The 22,456-nt window shown below is 67.8% G+C and carries 22 protein-coding genes; 15 read left to right on the forward strand and 7 right to left on the reverse strand.

Annotated elements, in window-relative coordinates; translation table 11 throughout:
* Positions 1-40: 40 nt before the first annotated feature.
* Positions 41-1,267, forward strand: coding sequence for an acyltransferase family protein (locus Y900_RS22715; protein ID WP_081845204.1), 1,227 nt, complete (start codon positions 41-43; stop codon positions 1,265-1,267).
* Between the two features lie 382 nt (positions 1,268-1,649).
* Here the strand turns inward: Y900_RS22715 and Y900_RS22720 are convergent, their stop codons facing one another.
* Entirely contained in the window at positions 1,650-3,449 is a 1,800-nt protein-coding gene (locus Y900_RS22720; RefSeq protein ID WP_036344660.1) for an AMP-dependent synthetase/ligase, read from the reverse strand.
* A gap of 65 nt (positions 3,450-3,514) precedes the next feature.
* On the opposite strand from Y900_RS22720, the gene Y900_RS22725 reads away from it, so the two are divergent.
* The 5 genes from Y900_RS22725 to Y900_RS22745 all read left to right on the forward strand — a co-directional run bounded on the left by Y900_RS22725 (position 3,515) and on the right by Y900_RS22745 (position 6,899).
* A complete protein-coding gene (locus tag Y900_RS22725) occupies positions 3,515-3,904 on the forward strand; it encodes a polyketide cyclase / dehydrase and lipid transport (RefSeq protein WP_036344662.1) in 390 nt (129 codons plus the stop codon).
* Between the two features lie 94 nt (positions 3,905-3,998).
* Complete coding sequence (locus tag Y900_RS22730) at positions 3,999-4,433, forward strand: SRPBCC family protein (RefSeq protein ID WP_036344663.1); 435 nt, start codon at positions 3,999-4,001, stop codon at positions 4,431-4,433.
* Positions 4,434-5,687, forward strand: a complete 1,254-nt coding sequence (locus Y900_RS22735) for an ArsA family ATPase (RefSeq protein ID WP_036344664.1) — start codon at positions 4,434-4,436, stop codon at positions 5,685-5,687. It begins immediately after the preceding gene.
* A complete protein-coding gene (locus tag Y900_RS22740; protein WP_036347562.1) occupies positions 5,684-6,049 on the forward strand; it encodes a hypothetical protein in 366 nt (121 codons plus the stop codon). Before Y900_RS22735 ends, Y900_RS22740 begins: the two co-directional genes overlap by 4 nt.
* Positions 6,050-6,155: 106 nt before the next feature.
* Positions 6,156-6,899, forward strand: a complete 744-nt coding sequence (locus Y900_RS22745) for a lysophospholipid acyltransferase family protein (RefSeq protein ID WP_036344666.1) — start codon at positions 6,156-6,158, stop codon at positions 6,897-6,899.
* On the opposite strand, the gene Y900_RS22750 is transcribed toward Y900_RS22745, so the two are convergent.
* On the reverse strand, positions 6,841-8,151 hold the full coding sequence (locus tag Y900_RS22750) for a glycosyltransferase 87 family protein (RefSeq protein WP_036344667.1): 1,311 nt from the start codon (positions 8,149-8,151) through the stop codon (positions 6,841-6,843). The genes Y900_RS22745 and Y900_RS22750 overlap by 59 nt on opposite strands.
* Before the next feature lie 148 nt (positions 8,152-8,299).
* Here Y900_RS22750 and Y900_RS22755 point away from each other — a divergent pair, with 148 nt between their 5' ends.
* Genes Y900_RS22755 through Y900_RS22765 form a run of 3 tightly spaced genes read left to right on the forward strand, consistent with a single transcriptional unit; the run spans position 8,300 to position 11,056 of the window.
* Positions 8,300-9,115, forward strand: a complete 816-nt coding sequence (locus Y900_RS22755) for a hypothetical protein (protein WP_051660455.1) — start codon at positions 8,300-8,302, stop codon at positions 9,113-9,115.
* 10 nt (positions 9,116-9,125) lie between these two features.
* Positions 9,126-9,635 carry a polyadenylate-specific 3'-exoribonuclease AS gene (locus Y900_RS22760; protein ID WP_036347565.1) on the forward strand — a complete coding sequence of 170 codons (510 nt, stop codon included), beginning with the start codon at positions 9,126-9,128 and terminating at the stop codon, positions 9,633-9,635.
* Positions 9,636-9,667: 32 nt separating this feature from the next.
* On the forward strand, positions 9,668-11,056 hold the full coding sequence (locus tag Y900_RS22765; RefSeq protein ID WP_036344669.1) for a class II 3-deoxy-7-phosphoheptulonate synthase: 1,389 nt from the start codon (positions 9,668-9,670) through the stop codon (positions 11,054-11,056).
* Here the strand turns inward: Y900_RS22765 and Y900_RS22770 are convergent.
* The gene (locus Y900_RS22770; RefSeq protein WP_036344670.1) at positions 11,053-12,285 is read right to left on the reverse strand and encodes a protein kinase domain-containing protein; all 1,233 of its coding nucleotides are present in this window, start codon (positions 12,283-12,285) and stop codon (positions 11,053-11,055) included. The genes Y900_RS22765 and Y900_RS22770 overlap by 4 nt on opposite strands.
* 37 nt (positions 12,286-12,322) lie before the next feature.
* Between Y900_RS22770 and Y900_RS22775 the strand changes: the two genes are divergently transcribed.
* A complete protein-coding gene (locus tag Y900_RS22775) occupies positions 12,323-12,727 on the forward strand; it encodes an Rv2175c family DNA-binding protein (RefSeq protein ID WP_036344671.1) in 405 nt (134 codons plus the stop codon).
* On the opposite strand, the gene Y900_RS22780 is transcribed toward Y900_RS22775, so the two are convergent.
* The 4 genes from Y900_RS22780 to Y900_RS22795 form a co-directional block, all read right to left on the reverse strand.
* Positions 12,645-14,204, reverse strand: a complete 1,560-nt coding sequence (locus tag Y900_RS22780; protein ID WP_036344672.1) for an alpha-(1->6)-mannopyranosyltransferase A — start codon at positions 14,202-14,204, stop codon at positions 12,645-12,647. The genes Y900_RS22775 and Y900_RS22780 overlap by 83 nt on opposite strands.
* A 4-nt stretch (positions 14,205-14,208) precedes the next feature.
* Complete coding sequence (gene idsA2 / locus Y900_RS22785) at positions 14,209-15,267, reverse strand: bifunctional (2E,6E)-farnesyl/geranyl diphosphate synthase (RefSeq protein WP_192827606.1); 1,059 nt, start codon at positions 15,265-15,267, stop codon at positions 14,209-14,211.
* 97 nt (positions 15,268-15,364) lie between these two features.
* Complete coding sequence (locus Y900_RS22790) at positions 15,365-16,051, reverse strand: LppM family (lipo)protein (protein WP_036344673.1); 687 nt, start codon at positions 16,049-16,051, stop codon at positions 15,365-15,367.
* Between the two features lie 23 nt (positions 16,052-16,074).
* Positions 16,075-16,674 (reverse strand): GNAT family N-acetyltransferase, encoded by a 600-nt coding sequence (locus tag Y900_RS22795; RefSeq protein ID WP_036347569.1) that lies wholly within the window; start codon positions 16,672-16,674, stop codon positions 16,075-16,077.
* Positions 16,675-16,946: 272 nt separating this feature from the next.
* Between Y900_RS22795 and Y900_RS22800 the strand changes: the two genes are divergently transcribed.
* The 5 genes from Y900_RS22800 (at position 16,947) to Y900_RS22820 (ending at position 22,435) form a co-directional block, all read left to right on the forward strand.
* A complete protein-coding gene (locus tag Y900_RS22800; RefSeq protein WP_036347571.1) occupies positions 16,947-17,360 on the forward strand; it encodes an SCO2097 family morphological protein in 414 nt (137 codons plus the stop codon).
* A 363-nt stretch (positions 17,361-17,723) separates the two neighbouring features.
* Entirely contained in the window at positions 17,724-18,155 is a 432-nt protein-coding gene (gene mraZ, locus Y900_RS22805) for a division/cell wall cluster transcriptional repressor MraZ (protein ID WP_036347573.1), read from the forward strand.
* The gene (gene rsmH, locus Y900_RS22810; protein ID WP_081845205.1) at positions 18,130-19,326 is read left to right on the forward strand and encodes a 16S rRNA (cytosine(1402)-N(4))-methyltransferase RsmH; all 1,197 of its coding nucleotides are present in this window, start codon (positions 18,130-18,132) and stop codon (positions 19,324-19,326) included. Before mraZ ends, rsmH begins: the two co-directional genes overlap by 26 nt.
* A complete protein-coding gene (gene ftsL, locus Y900_RS33145; RefSeq protein ID WP_036344675.1) occupies positions 19,326-20,519 on the forward strand; it encodes a cell division protein FtsL in 1,194 nt (397 codons plus the stop codon). Before rsmH ends, ftsL begins: the two co-directional genes overlap by 1 nt.
* Entirely contained in the window at positions 20,516-22,435 is a 1,920-nt protein-coding gene (locus tag Y900_RS22820) for a peptidoglycan D,D-transpeptidase FtsI family protein (RefSeq protein WP_081845206.1), read from the forward strand. The genes ftsL and Y900_RS22820 overlap by 4 nt, the downstream gene beginning before the upstream one ends.
* Positions 22,436-22,456: the final 21 nt, after the last annotated feature.

A 22,456-nucleotide genomic window follows, 5' to 3' on the forward strand; every position in this document is an offset into this window, starting at 1 on the left:
GGCTCAGCAATTTCACGGGTGGGCTGGCTACCCTCGCGGCGTGCTGGCCGGCCCGAACCTCGACCAACGCAGCGGCCCATCACAGCCGGTGCGCGGGCGGCCGGCGTCGCTGACCGGGCTGCGCGCCCTGGCCGCGCTGCTGGTGGTCGGCACGCACGCGGCGTTCGCAACCGGCATGCTCTCCCACGGCTACCTCGGGCTGATGTCCGCGCGGATGGAGATCGGGGTGTCGATCTTCTTCGCGCTCTCCGGTTTCCTGCTGTTTCGCCCGTGGGTGACCGCGGCAGCCGCCGGCACGGGCGCGCCGTCGACTCGGGCCTACGCGCAGCGTCGGCTGCGCCGGGTGATGCCCGCCTACGTCGTCACCGTGCTGCTCGCGTACGGCGTCTTCGCCTTCTATTCGACCGGCCCCAACCCCGGCCAGAGCTGGTCCGGTTTGATCCGCCACCTCACATTGACCCAGATCTACACCAACAACTATCTGCTGACGTCGCTGCACCGAGGCCTGTCGCAGACGTGGAGCCTGGCCGTCGAGGCGGCGTTCTACGCCGTGCTGCCGCTGCTGGTCCACCTGCTGCTGGTGGTGCTGTGCGGCGATCGGTGGCGGCCGGGGCGCCTGCTCGCGGGGCTGGCAGCCCTGGCTGCGATCAGTCCGGTATGGCTGATCGTCCTGAACAGCACCGACTGGCTACCGAATTCAGCAGGCATGTGGCTGCCGGCTCAGCTCGCCGCATTCGCCGGCGGGATGGCGGTGGCGGTACTGCAGACGACCGGGGTGCGCTGGCGCGCCGGGCTCGTCATCCCGGCCGCCGTGCTGCTGTATCTCCTGGTGTCTACGCCGCTCGCCGGTGCGGTGACCAGGGCGCTGCTCTACGCCGTGATCGCGATGCTCGTCGTGGCCGCGCCGACGTTGGCCGCGGGCGGGCTTTTCGATCGGCTGCTCGCCAGCGGGCCCATGGTCTGGCTCGGTGAGATCTCGTACGAGATCTTCCTGCTGCACGTCCTGGTGATGGCAATCCTGTTCGGCGCGGTACTGGGTTGGCCATTGTTCACCGGCTCACTGCCGGGCCTGTACTTGTTGACGCTGGGTGCCACCGTCCCGCTGGCCTGGCTGCTGCACAGGCTCACCGGGGTCGCTACGTGCCGGTGCCTGGGCAGCCGTCGAACGCGTTGCCCGTCCAGGTGGGATGTGCCTTCATGTTCTCGGCGCACCATGCGGCGCCGTCCTCGGTCGTGCTCTTCCACTCATACGCCTGTTGGTCCTTGAGCGCCTGCTGCCCCTCTGGAGAGGCCGCCGAGTTGCCGGCCTTGCCTGCTGTCGCCACGGCGGCGTTGCAGTTCAGGAAGAGCAGCATGGTGTTGTTCACCTGCTGGAAGTTGGTGCCCTTGATCCACGGTGCCTTCTGCGACCGGGTGACGATGCACTTGTCGGTGGGCAATTCGGACCCGACGCGCCCGCCGACGACGACGGTCATGCCTGACCCGCTCAGCGAACTCGCCGCGTCGGCGTATGTCTGACCCGCGTAGCCGTCGGCCGATGCCACCGGGGAGACCAACATCGCTGTTGACGCCATGACCGCGCCGGTGACACCGACAAGAACTCTGCTCACCATGTTCGTACCTCTACCCGTATCCGACGCGCTGCGGAGCTATTTCGCATAGATCGCTGCGATCTCGTCGGCGAACTTCTCCGCAACCACATTGCGCTTGACCTTCAGCGTCGGAGTCAGTTCGCCGGTCTGTACCGTGAAGTCCTCCGGCAGGATTCGGAACTTACGAATCGATTCGGCATGGGAGACATGCTGATTCGCGTCCTTGACGGCCAACTCGATCTCGGCGACCAGATCCGGATCTGTCCGCAGGTCACCTACCGACGCGCCGGCGGCCTTGCCGTGCTGGGTCTTCCACGCGTCGAACGCCTCGGGGTCGATGGCGATCAGGGCGCCGATGAACGGCTGGTTGTCGCCGACGGCCATCGCCTGGCTGATCAGCGGATGGGCCCGCAGGGCGTCTTCGAGCACGGCGGGGGCGACGTTCTTGCCGCCCGCGGTGACGATGATCTCCTTCTTGCGGCCGGTGATCGACACGAAGCCGTCGGCGTCGATGCCGGCCAGATCCCCGGTGTGGAACCAGCCGTCGACGATCGCTTCGCCGGTCGCCTTCTCGTTGCGCCAGTAGCCGTCGAACACGACGCCACCCTTAACCAGGAGCTCGCCGTCTTCAGCGAGCGCCATGCTGTTGCCCGGCACCAACTTTCCAACCGTGCCGACCTTGAGCTCACCGATGCGGTTCACCGTGATCGCCGCGCTGGTCTCGGTCAGTCCGTAGCCCTCGTAGATCGACAGCCCGGCTCCGCGGTAGAAGTGGCCGAGTCGCTTGCCCAACGGCGCGCCGCCCGAGATCGCGGCATGGCAGTCACCACCGAGGGCTGCCCGCAGCTTGCTGTACACCAGTCGGTCGAACACTGCGTGGCCGAGCTTCAGCAGCAGGTTGGGGCCAGCGCCGGCCAGAGCCTCGCTGTAGGCGATCGCGGTCTTGACGGCCAGCTCGAAAACCAGGCCCCTGCCGCTGTTACGGGCATTCAATTCGGCTGTGTTGTAGACCTTCTCGAACACTCGGGGCACCGACACCACGATCGTCGGCTTGAACGACTGCAGCATCGGCACCAGGTTCTTGATGTCGCTGGTGTAGCCGAGCGTCACCTTGTTGGCGAACGCCGTCATCGACAAGGCGCGCGCCAGCACATGCGCCAACGGCAAGAAAACCAGCAGCCGCTCGTGCTGGCGCAGCAGCGTCGGGAAACACGTTGTGGTGCCGCGGGTTTCGAACAGCAGGTTGGCGTGGGTGAGCTGGACGCCCTTGGGTCGGCCGGTGGTGCCCGAGGTATAGATCAATGTCGCCGGGTCGGCCGAACGCAGCGCCGTCAGCCTGCGCTCCAGCTCTGCCGGGTCCGCGCCGGCGGCGGCCTGGGCCAGCTCGTCGAGCGCGGTGGGGCCCGAGGACTCGATCCGCAGCGCCTTGCGAAGGTCCGGCAGCTCGTCCTGGAGTTCTTTGACCATCTGAGCGTGGGACTCGGTCTCGGTGAACACCAGGACCGCGCCGGAGTCCTGGAGTACCCAGCGGACCTGGTCGGCCGAAGACGTCTCGTAGATGGGCACCGTCACCCCGCCGACCGACAGGATCGCGTAATCGAGAATCACCCACTCGTAGCGGGTCGCCGACAGGATCGCCACGCGGTCGCCGGCCTGCACGCCTTCGGCGATCAATCCCAGCGCCGCCGAGCGGATCTGGGCGGCGACCTCGCCGCACGTCACATCGGTCCAGCCGCCGTCGACCTGCCGCTGCACGATTACGTAGCTCGGATCGGTGCGCTCGTGGTCGTACACCGAGCTGACGACATTGTCGTGCTCGCCGACGGTGAACGACGCCGGAACGTTGTACTCACGCATGTCAACAGCGTAGTCACCGGCAGCCGGGCACCCTGCCCGTGGACCCGATATGTGAAGCTGTTGGCATGAACAGCATCCAGGTCGCCGACGAGACGTTTGTCGCGGCAGATCCGGCGGCGGTCGGGCGCGCGGTCGCGGACCGCGCGAGCTGGCGGCGGTGGTGGCCGGACCTGCGCCTCGAGGTCGTCGAGGACCGTGCCGACAAGGGCGTGCGCTGGACGGTGACCGGCCCGCTGACCGGGACCATGGAGATCTGGCTGGAGCCGGTGCTCGACGGCGTGCTGCTGCATTACTTCCTGCACGCCGAGCCTTCCGGGGTCGCCGCCTGGCAGCTGGCCAAGATGAACTTCGCGAAGCTCACGCATCGGCGCCGGGTGGCCGGTAAACGGATGGCGTTCGAGGTGAAATCCACGCTGGAGGCGTCCCGCCCGGTGGGCGTCGCACCCGCCACCTGATATCAGGTCAGACCCTCGAGCGGGAGGGTACCTTTGTGGCCGAGGGAGCGGACCCTGTCGGGTTTCGCAGCGCAAGCGATGGGAATTGGCAACAGTGGCTGACAAGACGGCGCAGACCATCTACATCGACGCGGACCCCCGCACCGTGATGGATGTCATCGCCGACATCGGGTCGTACCCGCAGTGGGTTTCCGAATACAAGGAAACCGAGGTCATCGAGTCCGACGACGCCGGCTACCCGCTGGTCGCGCGCCTGGTTCTGGACGCCGCCGTTCTGAAAGACACCATGGTGCTGGCCTACGAGTGGCCCGCCGACCGCAAGTCGGTGCGGTGGTCATTGGTTTCAAGCTCGCTCTTGCGGGCACTCGACGGCGCATACACGTTGCAACCCAAAGGTTCTGGAACCGATGTCACCTACGAGTTGTCGGTGGATCTGATGATCCCGATGATCGGCCTGCTCAAGCGCAAGGCCGAGCGTAGGCTGACCGACACCGCGCTCAAGGACCTGAAGAAATGGGTCGAGGCCTGAGTGACTGATCGGGCCCGGATCAGTTTCTTCGTCGGCAAAGGCGGCGTCGGCAAGTCGACGCTGGCCTCGGCGACGGCGGTCCGGGCGGCGCTGGCCGGTCAGCGGGTGCTGACCGTCTCCACCGATCAGGCCCACTCGCTCGGCGATGTTCTCGGGGTGGTGGTCCCGCCGACCGGGGCCCGCGAGCCGGTGCGGATCCTCACCGAGGAGGACACCGACGACACCGCCGGCGGTCACCTCGACGCGCTGGCACTGGACACCCTGGCCCTGCTCGCAGACAGATGGCGGGCCGTCGCGCCGGTGCTGGCCGCGAGATTTCCGGAGTCCGACATCAAAGACGTTGCTCCGGAAGAGCTTTCCGCCCTACCCGGCATCCAGGAGGTGCTAGGGCTGGCCGAGGTGGCCGCGCTGGCCGACTCCGGCCGGTGGGACTACGTCGTGGTCGACTGCGCCTCGACTGCCGATGCGATGCGGATGCTGACGCTGCCTGCCGCCTTCGCGATGTACGTCGAGCGCGCGTGGCCCCGGCATCGCCGGCTCAGCGCCGCCGTCGACGGCATGCACGCCGCGGCCACCGTGGCCGTGGTCGAGGGCATCAGCGGGGCCGTCGAAGAGTTGTCCGCCCTGCTCACCGATGCCGAGCGGGTCAGCGCCCACCTGGTGCTCACCGCTGAGCGGGTGGTGGCCGCCGAGGCGGTGCGCACCCTGGGCTCGCTGGTGCTGATGGGTGTGCAGGTCGCTGAACTGATCGTGAATCAGGTTCTCGTCCAAGATGATTCGTACGAGTACCGCAATCTTCCCGACCATCCGGCGTTCGGCTGGTACGCCGAGCGGATCTCCGAACAGCAATCGGTGCTCGACGAGCTCGCCGCCACCATCGGCGACGTGCAACTGGTGCTGGCGCCCCACCTGGCCGGTGAGCCGATCGGTCCCAAGGCGCTCGGACAACTACTCGACAGCGTCCGGCGACGGGACGGCTCGGCGCCGCCCGGGCCGCTCAAGCCGGTGGTGGACCGCGAATCGGGCTCGGGGCTCGATGCCGTCTACCGCATGCGGCTAGAGTTGCCGCAAATCGATCCGGGCACCCTGACACTGGGCCGGGTCGACGACGACCTGATCATCGGCGCCGCGGGGATGCGGCGCCGGGTACGGCTGGCGTCGGTTCTGCGGCGGTGCATCGTGATGGATGCGGCCCTGCGCGGTACCGAGCTGACCGTGCGCTTTCGACCCAATCCGGAGGTGTGGCCCGCGTGAACGGCCCGCACCCCGACCTGGGGCCCGAACTGCGGGCCTTGGCCCAGGCGATCCTCGACCGGCTCGACCCGGCCGTGCGGGCCGGTGCGGCAATGGCATCCGGTGGCGGGCAGGCCAAGTGCCAGCAGGTGTGGTGCCCGGTGTGTGCGCTGGCAGCGCTGGTCAACGGCGAACAACATCCGCTGCTGACCGTTGTCGCCGAGCACAGCGTGGCACTGGTGACGGTGATCCGGACGATCCTCGACGAGGACGGCACGAGCCCATCCGATCCGGACCGCACACCCGCGGATCGACCGGACCCGGATTCGCCGGAGCGCCCCGGCAGCCGCTACCAACACATTCCGGTCAGCGTCGAGGACTGACGCTGGCCGCGCCCTGGTGATCCGGTGAGAACCGGGTGCGACCTGTGGTCGGTGTCCGTGGACCTGGGTAGAGTTGCACGAAAGCGTGCGGTGATCGGGAGGCTCCATGTGGTACTGGCTGTTCAAGTACATCTTCATGGGCCCGTTGCTGGCTCTGTTAGGTAGGCCGAAAGTCGAAGGACTGGAACATCTTCCAGACCACGGCCCGGCAATCCTTGCCAGCAATCACCTGGCGGTGGCGGACAGTTTCTACCTCCCGCTGGTGGTCCGGCGACGGATCACGTTCCTTGCCAAGTCCGAATACTTCACCGGCACCGGCATCAAGGGCTGGTTCACCCGGTGGTTCTACACCGTGGCCGGCCAGGTCCCGATCGATCGCACCGACGCCGACGCCGCGCAGGCGGCACTGACCACCGCCGAGCGACTGCTGTCGCAGGGCAAGCTGATGGGGATGTATCCGGAGGGCACCCGCTCCCCGGACGGCCGGCTGTACAAGGGCAAGACCGGACTGGCGCGCCTCGCGCTCGAGACGCAGGTCCCGGTGATTCCGGTCGCGATGATCGGAACCGACGTCGTCAACCCGCCGGGATCGAAAATGTGGCGCTTCGGCCGGGTGACCGTGCGCTTCGGCAAGCCGATGGACTTCTCCCGGTTCGACGGGCTGGCCGGCAACCGCTTCATCGAGCGGGCCGTCATCGACGAGGTCATGTACGAGCTGATGGAGCTGTCCGGTCAGGAGTACGTCGACATCTACGCCGCGACGTTGAAGAACAGCGAGGAACCCGGGGGCCCTAAGCAGGGTGGACCAGATCAGCCACCGGCGCGGATCCCGCAGTCCGCCGCAGGTTAGCGATCGGCGTGGTCACCGTCAGCCCCGCGACGACGATCACTGCCAAGGCCCACCAGACATAGGACATCCCGAGCAGCTGGCGCCACCACGACGCCGACTCCTCGTGATGCTGGGGAAGCAACTCCAGCGGAACCCACACCATCAACGCCACCCCGACACCGGTCACCACGCTCAGCGCGATGTTGCGCCGTCTGTAGGCGGCTACCGCCGCCGTGATCACCGTCGGCAACGCCCAGACCCAGTGGTGTGACCACGACACGGGCGAGACCATCAGCCCGAAGAGGGCCACGCACATCAGCGCCAGCGTCGGCTCATCGCCCGACTTACCGCCATCCGCGGGGGCAGCGGCCAGTACCCGCCGCACAGCCCAGACGGTCAGGCCCAGGACGGCGAAGCAGGCCAGCGTCCAGAGGATGAAGTGGGTGCTCTTGTCCAGGCCGAGGCGGGCCAACGCGCCCGCGATGTTCTGGTTGGTGTTCAGCGCCGCACTGCCGATCCGGTCGGTGTGGCGGATCGTGGTGGTCCAGTACTCCAGCGAATCGCGCCAGGCCAACGCACAGCCCAGCAGACTGGCCGCGACGAACGTGCCGGCCGCGGTCAGCGCGGCGCGACCATCGCGACGCAACAGGAAATACAGAAGGAAGACCGCCGGAGTCAGCTTCAGCGCGATTGCCACCCCGAGCAGCATCCCCCGCGGCCAGGGAGTGCGGCGCGGAACGCAATCGGCGATCACCAACGTCATCAGCACAACGTTGATCTGGCCGAACGCGAAGTTGGCGTCGATGGGTTCCAGATACATCACCGCCAGCGCCACCAACCCCGCCGACAGCCAGGCCCGGCGCAGCCACGCCGGCTGCCGGGTCAGTGTCGAGGCCGGCCACACCGCCAGCCGAGTCAGCACGATCCAGGTGGAGACCAGCAGCAGGACCAGTGTGATCACCGTGATGGTCACGCTCGCCACCGACAACGGCACCCAGGCGAACGGACTGAACACGATGGCCGCCAGCGGGGGATAGGTGAACGGCAGACCCAGCCCGATCGTGGTGCGGAATGTCGCGTCTCCGGAGTAGAGGGACTGGCCGTGTAGCCACGCCTGGCCGCCCATCCGGTAGACCTCGATGTCGATCCGGTAGGGGATATGCCCGAACAGCAGCCAGCCCGCATAGACCAGGAGCGCGACGATCGCGACCTGCGTTACCCGCCACCCGGCGACCAACCAGGGCCGCGCCGAACTGCCCACGTCGCTACTCATCTCGCAAACCAGACTATCTCCGGCGCCGCGACGCGCCGGGGGGTATCCCGGCCGTGCCGGGCCCATCGGCGCGCGTCGGCGCGTATCTTCACGTCCCGTGCCCTACCACCTGCACTTCGACGTCGTCGCCCCCGGGCGCGTGCCGTTGATGTGGTGTCTGATCGCGTTCATCCTCACGTTCTTCGTGACACGCACGATCGTCCGCTACATCCGGCACAACGCCGACAGCGACGCTCCCCGCAAATGGTGGCAGCCGCGCAACATCTCCGGCCACGGCGGCCTGCACATCCACCACGCCGTGTTCGGCATCATCCTGGTGATGATCTCCGGAGTCGCCATGGTGACGATGGCCACCGAGGGTGGTATCAGCGAATTCACCGCTGCGGCAATCATTTTCGGCATCGGCGCAGCACTGGTTCTCGACGAGTTCGCGTTGATCCTGCATCTGGAGGACGTCTACTGGGCAGAGGACGGCCGCGCCTCAGTGGACGCGGTGTTCGCCGCGATCGCCGTCGCCGGCCTGCTGATCATGGGTTTCAACCCGCTGTCATTCTTCGACATCGGGATCTGGCGAGCCGACGATTCCGTCGGCGCGCGCGCACTGGTCGTCGTGCTCGCCGTGCTGACGCTCGCGCTGGCTGTCGTGGTGCTGCTCAAGGGCAAGGTGTGGACCGGCCTGATCGGGATGTTCATCACGCCGCTGCTGGTCATCGGTGCGATCCGGCTGTCCCGCCCGCACGCCCCGTGGGCGCGGTGGTTCTATCAGGACCACGAGCGCAAAATGCACCGCTCGCTGGAGCGGGAGCGCTACATGCGCCGCCCCGTCGTGCAGGCCAAGCTGTGGTTGCAGCACATCATCGCCGGTGAGCCGAGTTTCCCGGCTGACGCCGAGGTCGACGCCGAGCTCGACAAGGAGATTCACGCTGCGCCCGCACCGCCGCACCGGGTCGAGGCGAAGGGATAGGGTGCGGCCGGTGCGGTACTTCTACGACACGGAGTTCATCGACAACGGTCGGATCATCGACCTGATCTCGATCGGCGTGGTGGCCGACGACGGACGCGAGTTCTACGCGATCTCCACCGAGTTCGACCCGGACTCCGCAGGCCGGTGGGTGCGCACCAACGTCTTGCCGAAGCTCCCGAGCCCGTCGTCGCAGCTGTGGCGCTCGCGGCGCCAGATCCGCGAGGGCCTCGAGGAGTTCCTGGGCATCGACGGCGACGAGCCGATCGAGCTGTGGGCCTGGGTGGCCGCCTACGACCACGTCGCGCTCTGCCAGCTTTGGGGGCCGATGACCAGCCTGCCGCCGCAGATCCCGCGGTTCACCCGCGAGCTGCGCCAGTTCTGGGAGGACCGCGGCAGCCCGCGGATGCCGCCGCGACCGCAGGACACCCACGACGCCCTGGTCGACGCCCGCCACAACCGGCGCCGGTATGTGCTGATGACCACCGGGATCGACCTGGGTGTGACGCCGGTCAGCCGGTAAAAGGGGATGCGCGGCCCGGTTACCATGGACGGGTGAACTGGACCGTTGACGTACCGATCGAGCAGCTGCCGTCGCTCCCGCCGCTCCCGGCTGACCTGCGCGGACGCCTCGATGCGGCGCTGACGAAGCCGGCGCTGCAGCAGCCCAGCTGGGATCCCGAGCAGGCCGCCGCGATGCGTACCGTCCTCGAGAGCGTGCCGCCGGTCACCGTGCCGTCGGAGATCGAGAAGCTGAAGTCGCAGCTGGCCGATGTGGCCCTCGGCAAGGCGTTTCTGCTGCAGGGCGGCGACTGCGCCGAGACCTTCGTCGACAACACCGAGCCGCACATCCGCGCCAACATCCGCACCCTGCTGCAGATGGCCGTCGTGCTCACCTACGGCGCGAGCATGCCGGTGGTCAAGGTGGCCCGAATCGCGGGCCAGTACGCCAAGCCGCGTTCCTCGGACACCGACGCGCTGGGGCTGAAGTCCTACCGCGGTGACATGGTCAACGGTTTCGCCCCCGACGCCGCCGTGCGCCAGCACGATCCGTCGCGGCTGGTCCGTGCGTACGCCAACGCCAGCGCCGCGATGAACCTGGTGCGGGCGCTGACGTCGTCGGGATTGGCGTCGCTGCACGCGGTGCACGACTGGAACCGGGAGTTCGTCCGGACCTCGCCCGCCGGTGCCCGCTACGAGACGCTGGCCGGCGAGATCGATCGTGGCCTGCGCTTCATGACGGCCTGCGGTGTCAATGACCGCAACCTGGACACCGCCGAGATTTACGCCAGCCATGAGGCGCTGGTGCTGGACTATGAGCGTGCGATGCTGCGGATGGACGCCGAAGCAGCAGGCGGGCCCAAGCTGTACGACCTGTCCGCGCATTACGTCTGGATCGGGGAGCGCACCCGTCAGCTCGACGGCGCCCACGTGGCGTTCGCGGAGGTGATCGCGAACCCGATCGGCGTCAAGATCGGCCCGACCACCTCACCGGAACTGGCGGTGGAGTACGTCGAGCGGCTCGACCCGAACAACGAGCCCGGCCGGCTCACGCTGGTCAGCCGGATGGGCAATGGCAAGGTGCGCGACGTGCTGCCCCCGATCATCGAGAAGGTGCAGGCGTCGGGGCATCACGTCATCTGGCAGTGCGACCCCATGCACGGCAACACCCACGAGTCCTCGACGGGCTACAAGACCCGCCACTTCGACCGCATCGTCGACGAGGTGCAGGGCTTCTTCGAGGTGCATCGCGCGCTGGGCACCCATCCCGGCGGCATGCACGTCGAGATCACCGGTGAGAACGTCACCGAATGCCTCGGTGGCGCGCAGGACATCTCGGATTCCGATCTGGCCGGGCGCTACGAGACGGCGTGCGATCCGCGACTGAACACCCAGCAGTCACTGGAGCTGGCGTTCCTGGTCGCGGAGATGCTGCGCGACTAACCGATCAGGCTTTGCAGGTTGGTGCCGAGGGCCCAGCCTGCCGCGGCCATCCCGCCGGTCAGCAGCAGCACGATCAGGGTCCAGAACATCAGTGACCGACGGGCGCGTTGCCGTTCCCAGATGAACTCACCGATGTCGATACCGGCGAATTGACTTGCCAATTCCGGAGTCTCGTCGTCCTCGGCGATCGGCCGCCAGTCCTGTGGGTCGCGAATGAGCTGACGGGTGGGATTCTTGACGGCGGGTGGCGGCGGCAGCGGCGGCGCGGTCTGCGCGGGCACCTGCTGCGGCGCGGGGTGGAAGTCGACGGTCGGCCGGCTGTGAAACGCGGTGGCCGCGGCGTGCTGCGCGGAGTTCCTCGGCGCAGGCACCCGGAACTTCGGCAGCGCCAACTCCACGGCGATCGCGTCCAGATCCTCGGCCATCTCCGCCGCGTCGGCGAACCGGGCCTCGGGGTCGCGCGCCGTTGCGCGCGCGATGAACTCGTCGAACTGAGGCGGCACCCCGCTGATCGCCGCACTGGGCGGCGGGACATCGTGGTCCATCCGCTGATAGGCCACAGTCAGCGGATTGTCACCGGTGAACGGCGTTGCGCCGGTGATCAATTCGTAGGCCAGCACACCGACGGCATAGACGTCGCTGCGCGCGTCGGCGGCTCCGGTGCTGACCTGCTCGGGGGACAGGTAGGCGGCCGTGCCCAGAATCACGCTGGTCGAGGTGATCCCGGCCTCGGCAACCGCGCGAACCAACCCGAAGTCGACCAGTTTGACTTCGCCGTCGTCGGAGATCAGCACGTTCTCGGGTTTGACGTCGCGGTGCACCAGACCGGCGCGATGTGCGGTCGCCAGTCCGCCCAGCAGCGGCCGCAGCACCGCTGCCGCCGCGTGCGGGGGCATCGGCCCGCGCTCGCGCAGTAACTCGCGCAGCGTGCCGCCCTCGATCAGCTCCATCACCAGAAAGGGGTGACTGCCGTCCAGACCCTGGTCGTAGACCGCGACCAGCCCGGGGTCCTTCAACCGGGCCACCGCGCGGGCTTCTCGCTGGAAGCGGGTGAGGAATTGGCTGTCTCCCGCGTACCGCGCGTCCATCACCTTGAGCGCGACCGGACGGTCCAGACGCACGTCCAGACCGCGGTACACCGTGGACATGCCGCCGGTGGCGATCTTGGCGTCGACGCGGTACCGGTCTTCCAGCAACACGCCGTTGAGGGGGTCCGACGTCACCGACACATGGTATGCCGCGGCCGAACAGTTCTAGACTGGGCCGGTGAGCAGCATTCCCGCCGGCGAAGACGTGCTGGATCCCGACGAGCCCGTTTACGATCTGCCGGCGGTCGCCGCGTTATTGCACGTCCCGGTGACCAAGGTGCATCAGCAGTTACGGGAAGGCCATCTGGTCGCGGTGAAACGCGGCGGGGTCCCGATGATCCCGAAGGCCTTCCTCAACGCCGAGGGTGAGGTGGTGAAAAGCCTGCCCGGCCTGCTGGCGGTACTGCGCGACGGCGGCTACCGCGACACCGAGATCCTGCGTTGGCTGTTCACCGCCGACCCGTCACTGACGATCACCCGCGATGGGTCGCGTGAGACGGTCAGCAACGCTCGCCCGGTGGATGCGCTGCACGCTCATCAGGCTCGTGAGGTGGTTCGGCGCGCCCAGGCGATGGCGTACTGACTTTCAGCGAGTACCAGGCCGCCAGAGCGCACGCGGTGGCCAGCAGCACATGGATCCACGAGTACATCCCGTGTGAGCCGTCCGGTTTGAAGATCACCATGATCCACGTGGAGAACCCGGCGATCAGGGCGATCGCGGTGCGGGATTGTGCCAATGCCGACAGCACCGCCAGCGGCCAGGTGTAGTACCACGGCAGCGCCGCGGGGACGAAGAGCACGACGACCAGCATCGCCCACGCGATGCCGGTCAGCGCTTCGCGGTCGTCGTGGCGAAACCGCCACCACAGCAAGGGAAGTGACACGGCGATGATCGCGATGCCGACGATCCGGGTGACGTCGAGTACCGCGTAGAAGTTGACCGGCATGAACAGTCCGCCGATGGCGTTGGTGAGGTTCGCGACGGCCGTCGGGATGGTCAGCCAGTTGATGATCTTCACTGATCCGGCCAGCGCCGTCAGCCAGCCCAGACCCACCCCGGCGACCCAGGACAGCACGGCGAACACCACGACGAAGATTGCCACCGACGCCGCCGATGCGGTCGTGAAAGCTCTTGGCGCGGTGTATTTCTTCCGCTCTCGCAGATGCCGCATCCACACCCACACCATGAACGGCAGGGCCAACACCGCAGTCGCCTTCACCGCCACGGCGATCGCGATCAGCGCGGCCCCGGCGGCGTGGTGGCGGGCTAACGTCAGCGCGATGCCGGCCATCATCAGGCCGACCATCAGCATTTCGTTGTGCACGCCGCCCATCAGGTGAATGATCACCAGCGGGTTGAGAGCGCAAATCCACAGTGCCACCGCGCCGTTCGCGCCGATGTGACGGGCCACCCGGGGCGCCGCCCAGATCAGCATTGCCAGCCCCGGCAGCATGCACAGCCGCAGCAGCATGGTGCCGGCCACCACATGGTCGCCGACCAGGGTGGTGACGAACCGGGCAACCAGGATGAACGCCGGGCCGTAGGGCGCAGTGGTGGTGGTCCAGATCGGACTCACGTTGTCCAGCAACGAATTCTGGTTCACCACCGGTCCGACGGCATACGGGTCGAGACCGTCGCGCAACAGCGCGCCCTGCGCCAGATAGGAATAGGTGTCCCGGCTGAACAGCGGAACGCTCAACAGCAGGGGAGCCAGCCAGAATCCGGCGGTCGCGATCATCGCGAAATCGCTGATCTCGGCGTCTTCATCGACAACTCTGCGGCCCACCCACAGCCAGGCGACCAGCATCAGGACGACGCCGACCCACAGCAGCACCGATGACACCACCAGGCCATGGCCGAATCGCAGCCAGGACAGGTGCATCGACTCCAGCAGTGGGTCGTGCTGGCGGGTGCTGCCCGCGCCGAGCCCGCCGAGGGTGAGCAGGATCGCGCCGAGGAAACCGAGCAGAGCAGGGCGGCCCTCGTCAGCGGCGGTGAACGCCGCAATGCGCGCGAGGCCGGCCCGGCTGGTCGGTGTGGTGGGTGTGGTGGCGGACATGGGCCTAGGCGGACCGGTTGGCGGCCAATCTGGCGAGTTCGGTCAGACCTGCCTTGGCCGGTGCGTTGATGGGCGAGCTCTCCAGCAGGCTCAGCGCCCGGTTGGTCAGCAGTTCGATGCGCCCCTCCACGGCGGCCAGCGCGCCCACCGACTCGATCACGTCGCAGAGTCGGCGCACATCGGCGTCGGACAGCTCGGTGCCGATCCCGGCACGCAGCCGGTCCGCGGCGGCCGAATCCGAGGCGGTGGCCCGCTGCACGGCCTCGGCGAGCAGCACGGTGCGCTTGCCGGACCGCAGGTCGTCCCCGGACGGTTTGCCGGTCACGGCGGGATCGCCGAACACCCCGAGAACGTCGTCGCGCAGCTGGAATGCCACACCAAGGTCGGTACCGAGTTCGTAGAAGATGCGCTGGACGTCGGGCCGGTCTGCGGCGGCCGCGGCCCCGAACTGCAGCGGCCGCGAGATCGTGTAGGAGGCGGTCTTGTACGTGTTCACGTTCATCGCCGACTCGATGGACTCCGCGCCGCTGGATTCGGCGACGATGTCGAGGTACTGACCGCCGAGCACCTCGGTGCGGATGTCCGACCACACCCGCCGGACGCGACGCCTGCCGTCGTCGTCCAGATTCGCCGCGGCGATGATGTCGTCAGCCCACACCAGGGACAGGTCACCCAGCAGGATCGCGGCCGAACGGCCGAACTGCTCAGACGAGCCGCGCCAACTGCTGCTGCGGTGCAAGTCGGTGAAGTGGACGTGCACCGTCGGCCAGCCGCGCCGTGTCGCCGAATCGTCGATGACGTCGTCGTGCACCAGTGCACAGGCGTGCAGCAGCTCCAGCGCCGAGAACAGCCGCAGCGCGTCGTCGTCCACCGGAAGATCGGGATCGGCGGTGACGGCGCGGTAGCCCCAGTAGGCGAACGCGGGCCGCACTCGTTTTCCGCCCCGCAGCACGAAATCTTCGAGGGCGCCGATCAGCCCGTCGTAGTCGGTGCCGATGTAGGCGGCGTCGGCACGGCGGCCGGCCAGGTACTTCCGAAGTTGGTCGGTGACGGCGCCGGCCAGCTGGACGGCAGACGGAGCTGCTTCGACGCTCAGCGCAGCGCCCCTTTCTGTGTACGACCCGCCGGGAGATCCGGGTGCAACCAGACTAGAACGTCGGCTAACTGTCGGCCTGATCGGAGTTGGCGAATCGCGGCGAACGGTCCCGGCTGACCCAGGCCAGGCTGCCGATGACGCCGCACACCGCGAGCGCACCGAGTCCGAGCCAGAGCGCCGCTCCGGTGAACGACCTGGTGCTGGGGTCGGTGGCGCGGGCCTGGGCACTCATCGTCGACACCACGCCTGGCTTGAGCTTCCACTCGACGACGTCGGTGTCGAGGCGGTCGCCGTTGGTCGACGTCACCTCGCCGGGGAAGGAGACCGTCAGCGAAACGTCAGCGTCGGTGTCGGTGACGCTGGTCAGATCGACCCGGCCTTCGAGGATCACCAGATTGCCTGCCCGCCGCAGCGAGATGTCCACCCCGGCGGCCTCGCGATTGAGGTTGGCCAGCTGCGGCACCTCGGCGAAGCTCAGGTTCGAGAACACCGCTTCGGAGCCGACGAAGTCGTCGGACTTGTACTTCGACACCGAGATCTTCTGGCTGAACGGCACGTTGAGGTCGAACTGCGGCCCCTGATCGTCTGAGTCGCGGGCTTTGGCCGCGGCGATGATCTGACCCGAGACCTGGTCGTCCGGCGACACCGTGATCGAGGCGTGCACTCGCACGCAGCCGACGGCCAAGGGCGCGATGATCAGCAGCAACAACGCCAGGGCGCGTAAGCGCAGGCGGCGGGATGGGTCGCGCACGTGGGTATCGTGCCAGATCCGCGCTACAGCGGGAGGCTACGACCCAGAATCGCGAACGCCCGGGGATCGCCGGCGAAGTGGTAGCCGCGGATCACGTCGGTGAAGCCGAGCCGCCGGTACAGCCGCCAGGCACGGTTGGCCTCGCCGATGATTTCGGGAGTCGACAGCAGTACGTGGGACTCGCCGCGGTCGGCCAGCAGGCGTCGTGCGAGCGCTTCACCCAGTCCTCGGCCCTGGGCGCTTGGGTGGATGTGGAGCTCGGTCAGTTCGAAGTAGCTGCTGGTCAGCCTGCTGATCTCGTCGGCGGGCACGCCGATGCGGTGCAGCCCGGCCACCACCTGCTGCTGCCACCACTGGTCGGGGGCACCGCAGTAGCCGTAGGCGATACCGAGCAGGGGAGCGGCCGACAGTTGCGCGGTCCCGGGCTCGACAGCGGGTGCCACGTCGGCTTCCACGGCGGCGACGGCTTTCCACCCGTGCCGGCGGGTGTGCTCGAGCCACATCGCCGCCCGCTGGCCTTCGGTGCCGCGCGGGTAGCGCATGGCGTCGACGTACACGCTCAGTGCGTCGTGAAGACGCTGCGCCATGTCGGTGGGCGACAGATCGATGAGGAAAGTCGCCAACGCCACGATGCCTTTCTGTCTGCCGATGGATCCGGGGGTGCATGGCCATTATCAGTGCACTAGCGACCCGGCTCTGCCGCTGCTGTGGTGACCAGGCCCTTACGTGGTGGTGGCGGGGACAGAACAACGCCTGGACACGGCTACAATCGGGTGGACCAACTAGGTGGTACGCCGCACATCTAGCTCGTATCATTTGGTTAGTCGCCCCGTAGATTGCTGGGCAGCCAAGTTCTATCGGAATCGTGACCGGCCGTGTCGGCAAGGAGGGACGAATGCCACTCTCCGATCATGAGCAGCGCATGCTCGATCAGATCGAGAGCGCTCTCTATGCCGAGGACCCCAAGTTCGCCTCGAGTGTGCGGGGCGGAACTCTGCGGGCCCCCTCCACGCGCAGACGATTGCAGGGCGCCGGCCTGTTCGTGATCGGTCTGGCGATGCTGGTTGCCGGGGTTGCGGTCAAGGCCTTGTGGTGGACCGGCAGCTTCCCGATTCTGTCGGTGATCGGCTTCGTCGTGATGTTCGGCGGCGTGGTCTTCGCCATCACCGGCCCGCGTGTCGCCGGCGGCCGGGACCGCTCGAGCCCGTCGTCACCGTCGTCCGGTTCGCGTCAGCGCCGGCCGAAGAGTGGCGGCGGATCGTTCACGAGCCGCATGGAGGATCGCTTCCGGCGTCGTTTCGACGAGTGATCGTCAACGTCTCGAATACGGGGTAGCCGCTTCGGCTGCCCCGTTTTTGTTTGCCTGGACCCCGCTCCGGCAGTTCGCCCTGCGCGATATCGACACGAGGGATGTCGATCCGCCATCTGAGTGACCGCGGTGTCGATCTCGACGCGCGCTGATCACCCCCACTTCGCCCCACCGGTAGTTGACCTGCGCTTTTGTGGGTCTAGTCGACGGCTCAACGGCTCGGGGCGGGGCAGAGGTGGCAGGGAGTGGCGGATGTCGATCGAAAACAAGCCATTATGTGGAGCAAAGTGGGGGATTGTGGGGTATTGTGGCGGTTAACGGAGCGACGGCTCCGGGGCGTGAGGGCAAGGAGATGTGCACAGCATGTTTCTCGGCACGTACACGCCCAAGCTCGATGACAAAGGGCGGCTGACACTGCCCGCCAAGTTCCGCGACGCATTGGCAGGAGGGTTGATGGTCACCAAAAGCCAAGATCACAGCCTTGCCGTCTACCCACGTTCGGAATTCGAACAGCTGGCCCGGCGGGCGTCGCAGACCTCGCGCAGCAACCCGGAGGCGCGGGCGTTCCTGCGCAACCTGGCGGCCGGCACCGACGAACAGCACCCCGACTCCCAGGGCCGGATCACGCTGTCGGCGGACCACCGCCGCTACGCCAACCTGTCCAAGGAATGCGTGGTGATCGGCGCCGTCGACTTCCTCGAGATCTGGGACGCCCAAGCCTGGCAGGAGTACCAGGAGACCCACGAAGAGAACTTCTCCGCGGCCAGCGATGAAGCACTCAGCGACATCATCTGAGCTGGCCGCCCAGCCGGAGGTAGCCCGTGCATCGTGGTCTCTGCCCGAACCGACCCTGACGTACTTCCCCAACGCCAGGTTCACCTGTTCGGACAGGGACCTCGATGCAAGGGCGGACGGTGCCCGATTCGGTGCGAGGCTGCACCTAGAACCCGGAGGTTCCGTCGTGGTTGACCAATCCGACCGCGAATCAGGGCATGGGCACATCCCCGTCCTGCTGGATCGGTGCGTCGAGATCCTCGGCCCCGCGCTGACCCGCCCGGATGCGATCCTCGTCGACGCGACCCTGGGTGCCGGCGGCCATTCCGAGCGCTTCCTGACCGAATTCCCCACGTTGCGCCTGATCGGGCTGGACCGTGACCCGGGTGCCCTGGCCGGTGCGCGAGAGCGGCTGGCCCCGTTCGCCGACCGGATCACCTTGGTGCACACCCGATACGACGGCATCGCCGAGGCTCTTGCCGAAGCCGGCTGGGAGGCAACCGAATCCATCGACGGTGTGCTGTTCGACCTCGGTGTTTCCTCGATGCAGCTCGACCAGGCCGAGCGCGGATTCGCCTACTCCAAGGACGCGCCGCTGGACATGCGGATGGACACCGACGCCCCGCTGACCGCCGCGGAGATCCTCAACACCTATGGCCGCGCCGAACTGACCGACATCCTGCGTCGCTTCGGCGAGGAGAAGTTCGCCCACCGCATCGCGGGGCTGATCGTCGAACGACGCCAGCACGCGCCGCTGACCACCACCGGCGAACTGGTCGAGATCGTCTACAAGGGCATCCCGGCGCCGGCGCGCCGCACCGGGGGTCACCCTGCCAAGCGAACCTTCCAGGCCCTGCGGATCGCGGTCAATGCCGAGCTGGACTCGCTGACGGCGGCACTGCCCGCGGCGCTTGCCGCGCTGCGTCCCGGCGGGCGGATCGCGGTGATGTCCTATCAGTCTCTGGAGGACCGGATCGTCAAGACGACGTTCGCCGCAGCAACCGCCTCCCGGTCGCCGGCCGACCTGCCCGTCGAATTGCCCGGCTATGAGCCGGAATTCAGCGCGATCACCCGCGGTGCCGAACGCGCCGACGCCGCGGAAATCGAACGGAATCCACGCAGTGCACCGGTTCGGCTACGGGCGCTGCAGCGCGTGATGTCGGTCAACCGGGGACGGGGAGGAAACAGCTGATGAAGGTGGGGCGCAAGCCAGCCGGCCCGGCGGATCGCAAAGAGGCCAAGCGGGACAAGAACGAACCGACCAAGTCGGCCAGGAAGAAGGCGGGCGCAGGCACGGCCACTGCCCGTCGCCGCGGCACCGAGGCACCGGCACGGGGCGGACGTGCATCGGCCCGCCGCCCGCACGAGCCGCGAGCACTGCGGCAAGGACCGCAGACCGCGCCGGTCGCACGGCCCACCGAACGTCCCACCCGGGCGAAGAACGTCAGTCAGGCCAAGGCGCGAGCGAAAGCGCGTAAGGCGAAGGCTCCCAAAGTCATTCGGCCACCACTTCGCGACCGGCTGATCGCCCGGCTGGCCGGTATCGAGCTGCGTCCGCACACGCTTGTCGCCAAAGTTCCGTTCGTGGTGCTGGTGATCGGGGCCTTGGGTCTCGGGCTGGCCGTGACGCTGTGGCTGTCCACCGACGCCGCTCAGCGGTCCTACCAGTTGGGCACCGCCCGGTCCACCAATGAGGCGTTGTCCCAGCAGAAGGAAGCCCTCGAACGCGACGTCCTCGAGGCGCAATCCGCGCCCGCGCTGGCCGAGTCCGCGCGCAATCTGGGCATGATCCCGTCGAAGGACACCGCGCATCTGGTTCAGGATCCGACGGGCAACTGGACCGTGGTCGGCAAGCCAAAGCCGGCCGAAGGGGTGCCGCCCCCGCCGTTGAACAGCAAACTGCCCGACGACAAGCCGCTGCCGCCTCCCGCCCCCGTGCCGCCCCCGGTGGCCGCGCCGAAGCCGGGAAGTTCACCCGAGGTTCCGGTGCGTGTCGCACCCACTCCGCTCGGTGGTCTGCCGTTGAATGGTGCGATGCCCTTCGGCGTTCCCTTGGCAACCTTGCCCGGCACGGTTCTCGCACCCGGCGCTGTCCCGGCTCCCGGCACTGTCGCACTTCCCCCCGCGGCGGCGCAGGCGCCGTTGCCCGGCACGCTGGCGGTCCCGGCTCAGGCGCCCGCGCCCGCGCCGGGCCTCGTGCTCGCACCGGTGCCCGCACCCGCTGACGCAGCACCGCCCGCTGCCGCGCCGCCCGCTGCCGCGCCGCCCGCTGCCGCGCCGCCCGCTGCCGCGCCGCCCGTGGCCGCGCCGCCCGTGGCCGCGCCCGATGCCCCGGTTGCGCCCCCGGTCGATCCGCCCGTCGCGCCCGCCGGAGCCGGTCAGTGAGTCGCCGGGATTCCAAACGGCAGCGCACCTCTGCGGGCAAGGCTCAACCGGATCCCGGGCCCGGGCGTCCGGCAAAAACTCGTCGCACCCGTGAGATCATCGAAAGTGGTTCCCGCACAGCGTCATTCATCTTTCGCCACCGCGCGGGCAACATCGTCATCTTCCTAGCCCTCGGCGTGGCCGCCACCCAGCTGTTCAACCTGCAGGTGCCACAGGCCGCCGGCCTGCGTGCCGAGGCTGCCAGCCAGCTCAAGGTGACCGATGTCGAGAAGGCGGTGCGCGGCAGCATTGTCGACCGCAATTTCGACAAGCTGGCCTTCACCATCGAAGCCAGGGCGCTGACCTTCCAGCCCGCCAAGATCCGCAAGCAGCTGACCGAGGCGAAGGAGAAGTCGCCTTCCGCACCGGATCCCGACAAGCGGCTCACCCAGATCGCCACCGAGGTCGCAGGCAAGCTCGACAACAAGCCCGATGCGGCCACCCTGCTCAAGAAGCTGCGCAGCAACGAGACCTTCGTCTACCTGGCCCGCGCGGTCGATCCGGCGATCGCCGACGCCATCATCAAGAAGTTCCCCGAGATCGGCGCCGAACGCCAAGACCTGCGCCAGTACCCGGGTGGCGCCTTGGCGGCCAACATCGTCGGCGGTATCGACTGGGACGGCCACGGTCTGCTCGGCCTCGAGGACTCGATGGACTCGAAGTTGTCCGGCACCGACGGCTCCATCACCTACGACCGTGGCTCCGACGGTGTCGTCATCCCCGGCAGCTACCGCAACAAGCATGACGCCGTCAACGGCTCCACCGTCCAGCTGACCCTCGACGACGACATCCAGTTCTACGTCCAGCAGCAGGTCCAGATGGCCAAGGACGCTTCCGGCGCCAAGGACGTCTCCGCGGTGGTGCTGGATGCGAAAACCGGTGAAGTGCTGGCGATGTCGAACGACAACACCTTCGACCCCAGCCAGGACATCGGTCGGCAGCAGGACAAGCAATTGGGCAACCTGCCGGTCACCTCGCCGTACGAGCCGGGATCGGTGAACAAGATCGTCACCGCGTCGTCGGTGATCGAATACGGGCTGTCGAACCCCGACGAGGTGCTGCATGTGCCCGGCTCGATCAACATGGGCGGCGTCACCGTGAATGACGCGTGGAGCCACGGCGTGATGCCGTACACCACCACCGGCGTGTTCGGGAAGTCGTCCAACGTCGGCACCTTGATGCTCGCGCAGCGGATCGGGCCGGAGCGCTACTACGACATGCTCGGCAAGTTCGGTCTCGGGCAGCGCACCAATGTGGGTCTGCCCGGTGAGAGTTCGGGCCTGGTGCCGCCGATCGACCAGTGGTCGGGCAGCACGTTCTCGAATCTGCCCATCGGGCAGGGCCTTTCGATGACCTTGCTGCAGATGACCGGGATGTACCAGGCCATCGCCAACGACGGCGTGCGCATCCCGCCGCGGATCATCAAGGCCACCGTCGCCGCGGACGGCACACGCACCGAAGAGCCGCATCCCGCCGGCATCCGCGTCGTGTCGCCGGAGACCGCCCGTACGGTGCGCAACATGTTCCGCGCGATCGTCCAGCGCGACCCGATGGGTTACCAGCAGGGCACCGGGGCGCCGGCCGCCGTCGACGGCTATCAGATCGCAGGCAAGACGGGAACGGCCCAGCAGATCAACCCGGCGTGCGGCTGCTACTACAGCGACGTCTACTGGATCACCTTCGCCGGCATGGCGCCCGCGGACGATCCCCGCTACGTCATCGGCATCATGATGAACAATCCGCAGCGCAACCCGGACGGAACGCCAGGTCACTCGGCCGCGCCGCTGTTCCACAACATCGCCGCCTGGCTGCTGCAGCGGCAGAACGTGCCGCTCTCGCCGGATCCCGGCCCGCCGTTGATCCTGCAGGCCACATAACCGGGTCACGGTGCCGGCTGG

The sequence above is a fragment of the Mycolicibacterium aromaticivorans JS19b1 = JCM 16368 genome, from assembly GCF_000559085.1.
GTDB classification, from domain to species: Bacteria; Actinomycetota; Actinomycetes; order Mycobacteriales; family Mycobacteriaceae; genus Mycobacterium; species Mycobacterium aromaticivorans.

Coding starts and splice junctions, on each gene's coding strand:
- Y900_RS22745 (WP_036344666.1), top strand. CDS start 6,156: ATGTGGTACTGGCTGTTCAAGTACATCTTCATGGGCCCGTTGCTGGCT.
- Y900_RS22725 (WP_036344662.1), top strand. CDS start 3,515: ATGAACAGCATCCAGGTCGCCGACGAGACGTTTGTCGCGGCAGATCCG.
- mraZ (WP_036347573.1), top strand. CDS start 17,724: ATGTTTCTCGGCACGTACACGCCCAAGCTCGATGACAAAGGGCGGCTG.
- ftsL (WP_036344675.1), top strand. CDS start 19,326: ATGAAGGTGGGGCGCAAGCCAGCCGGCCCGGCGGATCGCAAAGAGGCC.
- Y900_RS22800 (WP_036347571.1), top strand. CDS start 16,947: ATGCCACTCTCCGATCATGAGCAGCGCATGCTCGATCAGATCGAGAGC.
- Y900_RS22755 (WP_051660455.1), top strand. CDS start 8,300: ATGTGGTGTCTGATCGCGTTCATCCTCACGTTCTTCGTGACACGCACG.
- Y900_RS22780 (WP_036344672.1), bottom strand. CDS start 14,204: ATGTCCGCCACCACACCCACCACACCGACCAGCCGGGCCGGCCTCGCG.
- Y900_RS22750 (WP_036344667.1), bottom strand. CDS start 8,151: ATGAGTAGCGACGTGGGCAGTTCGGCGCGGCCCTGGTTGGTCGCCGGG.
- rsmH (WP_081845205.1), top strand. CDS start 18,130: ATGAAGCACTCAGCGACATCATCTGAGCTGGCCGCCCAGCCGGAGGTA.
- Y900_RS22720 (WP_036344660.1), bottom strand. CDS start 3,449: ATGCGTGAGTACAACGTTCCGGCGTCGTTCACCGTCGGCGAGCACGAC.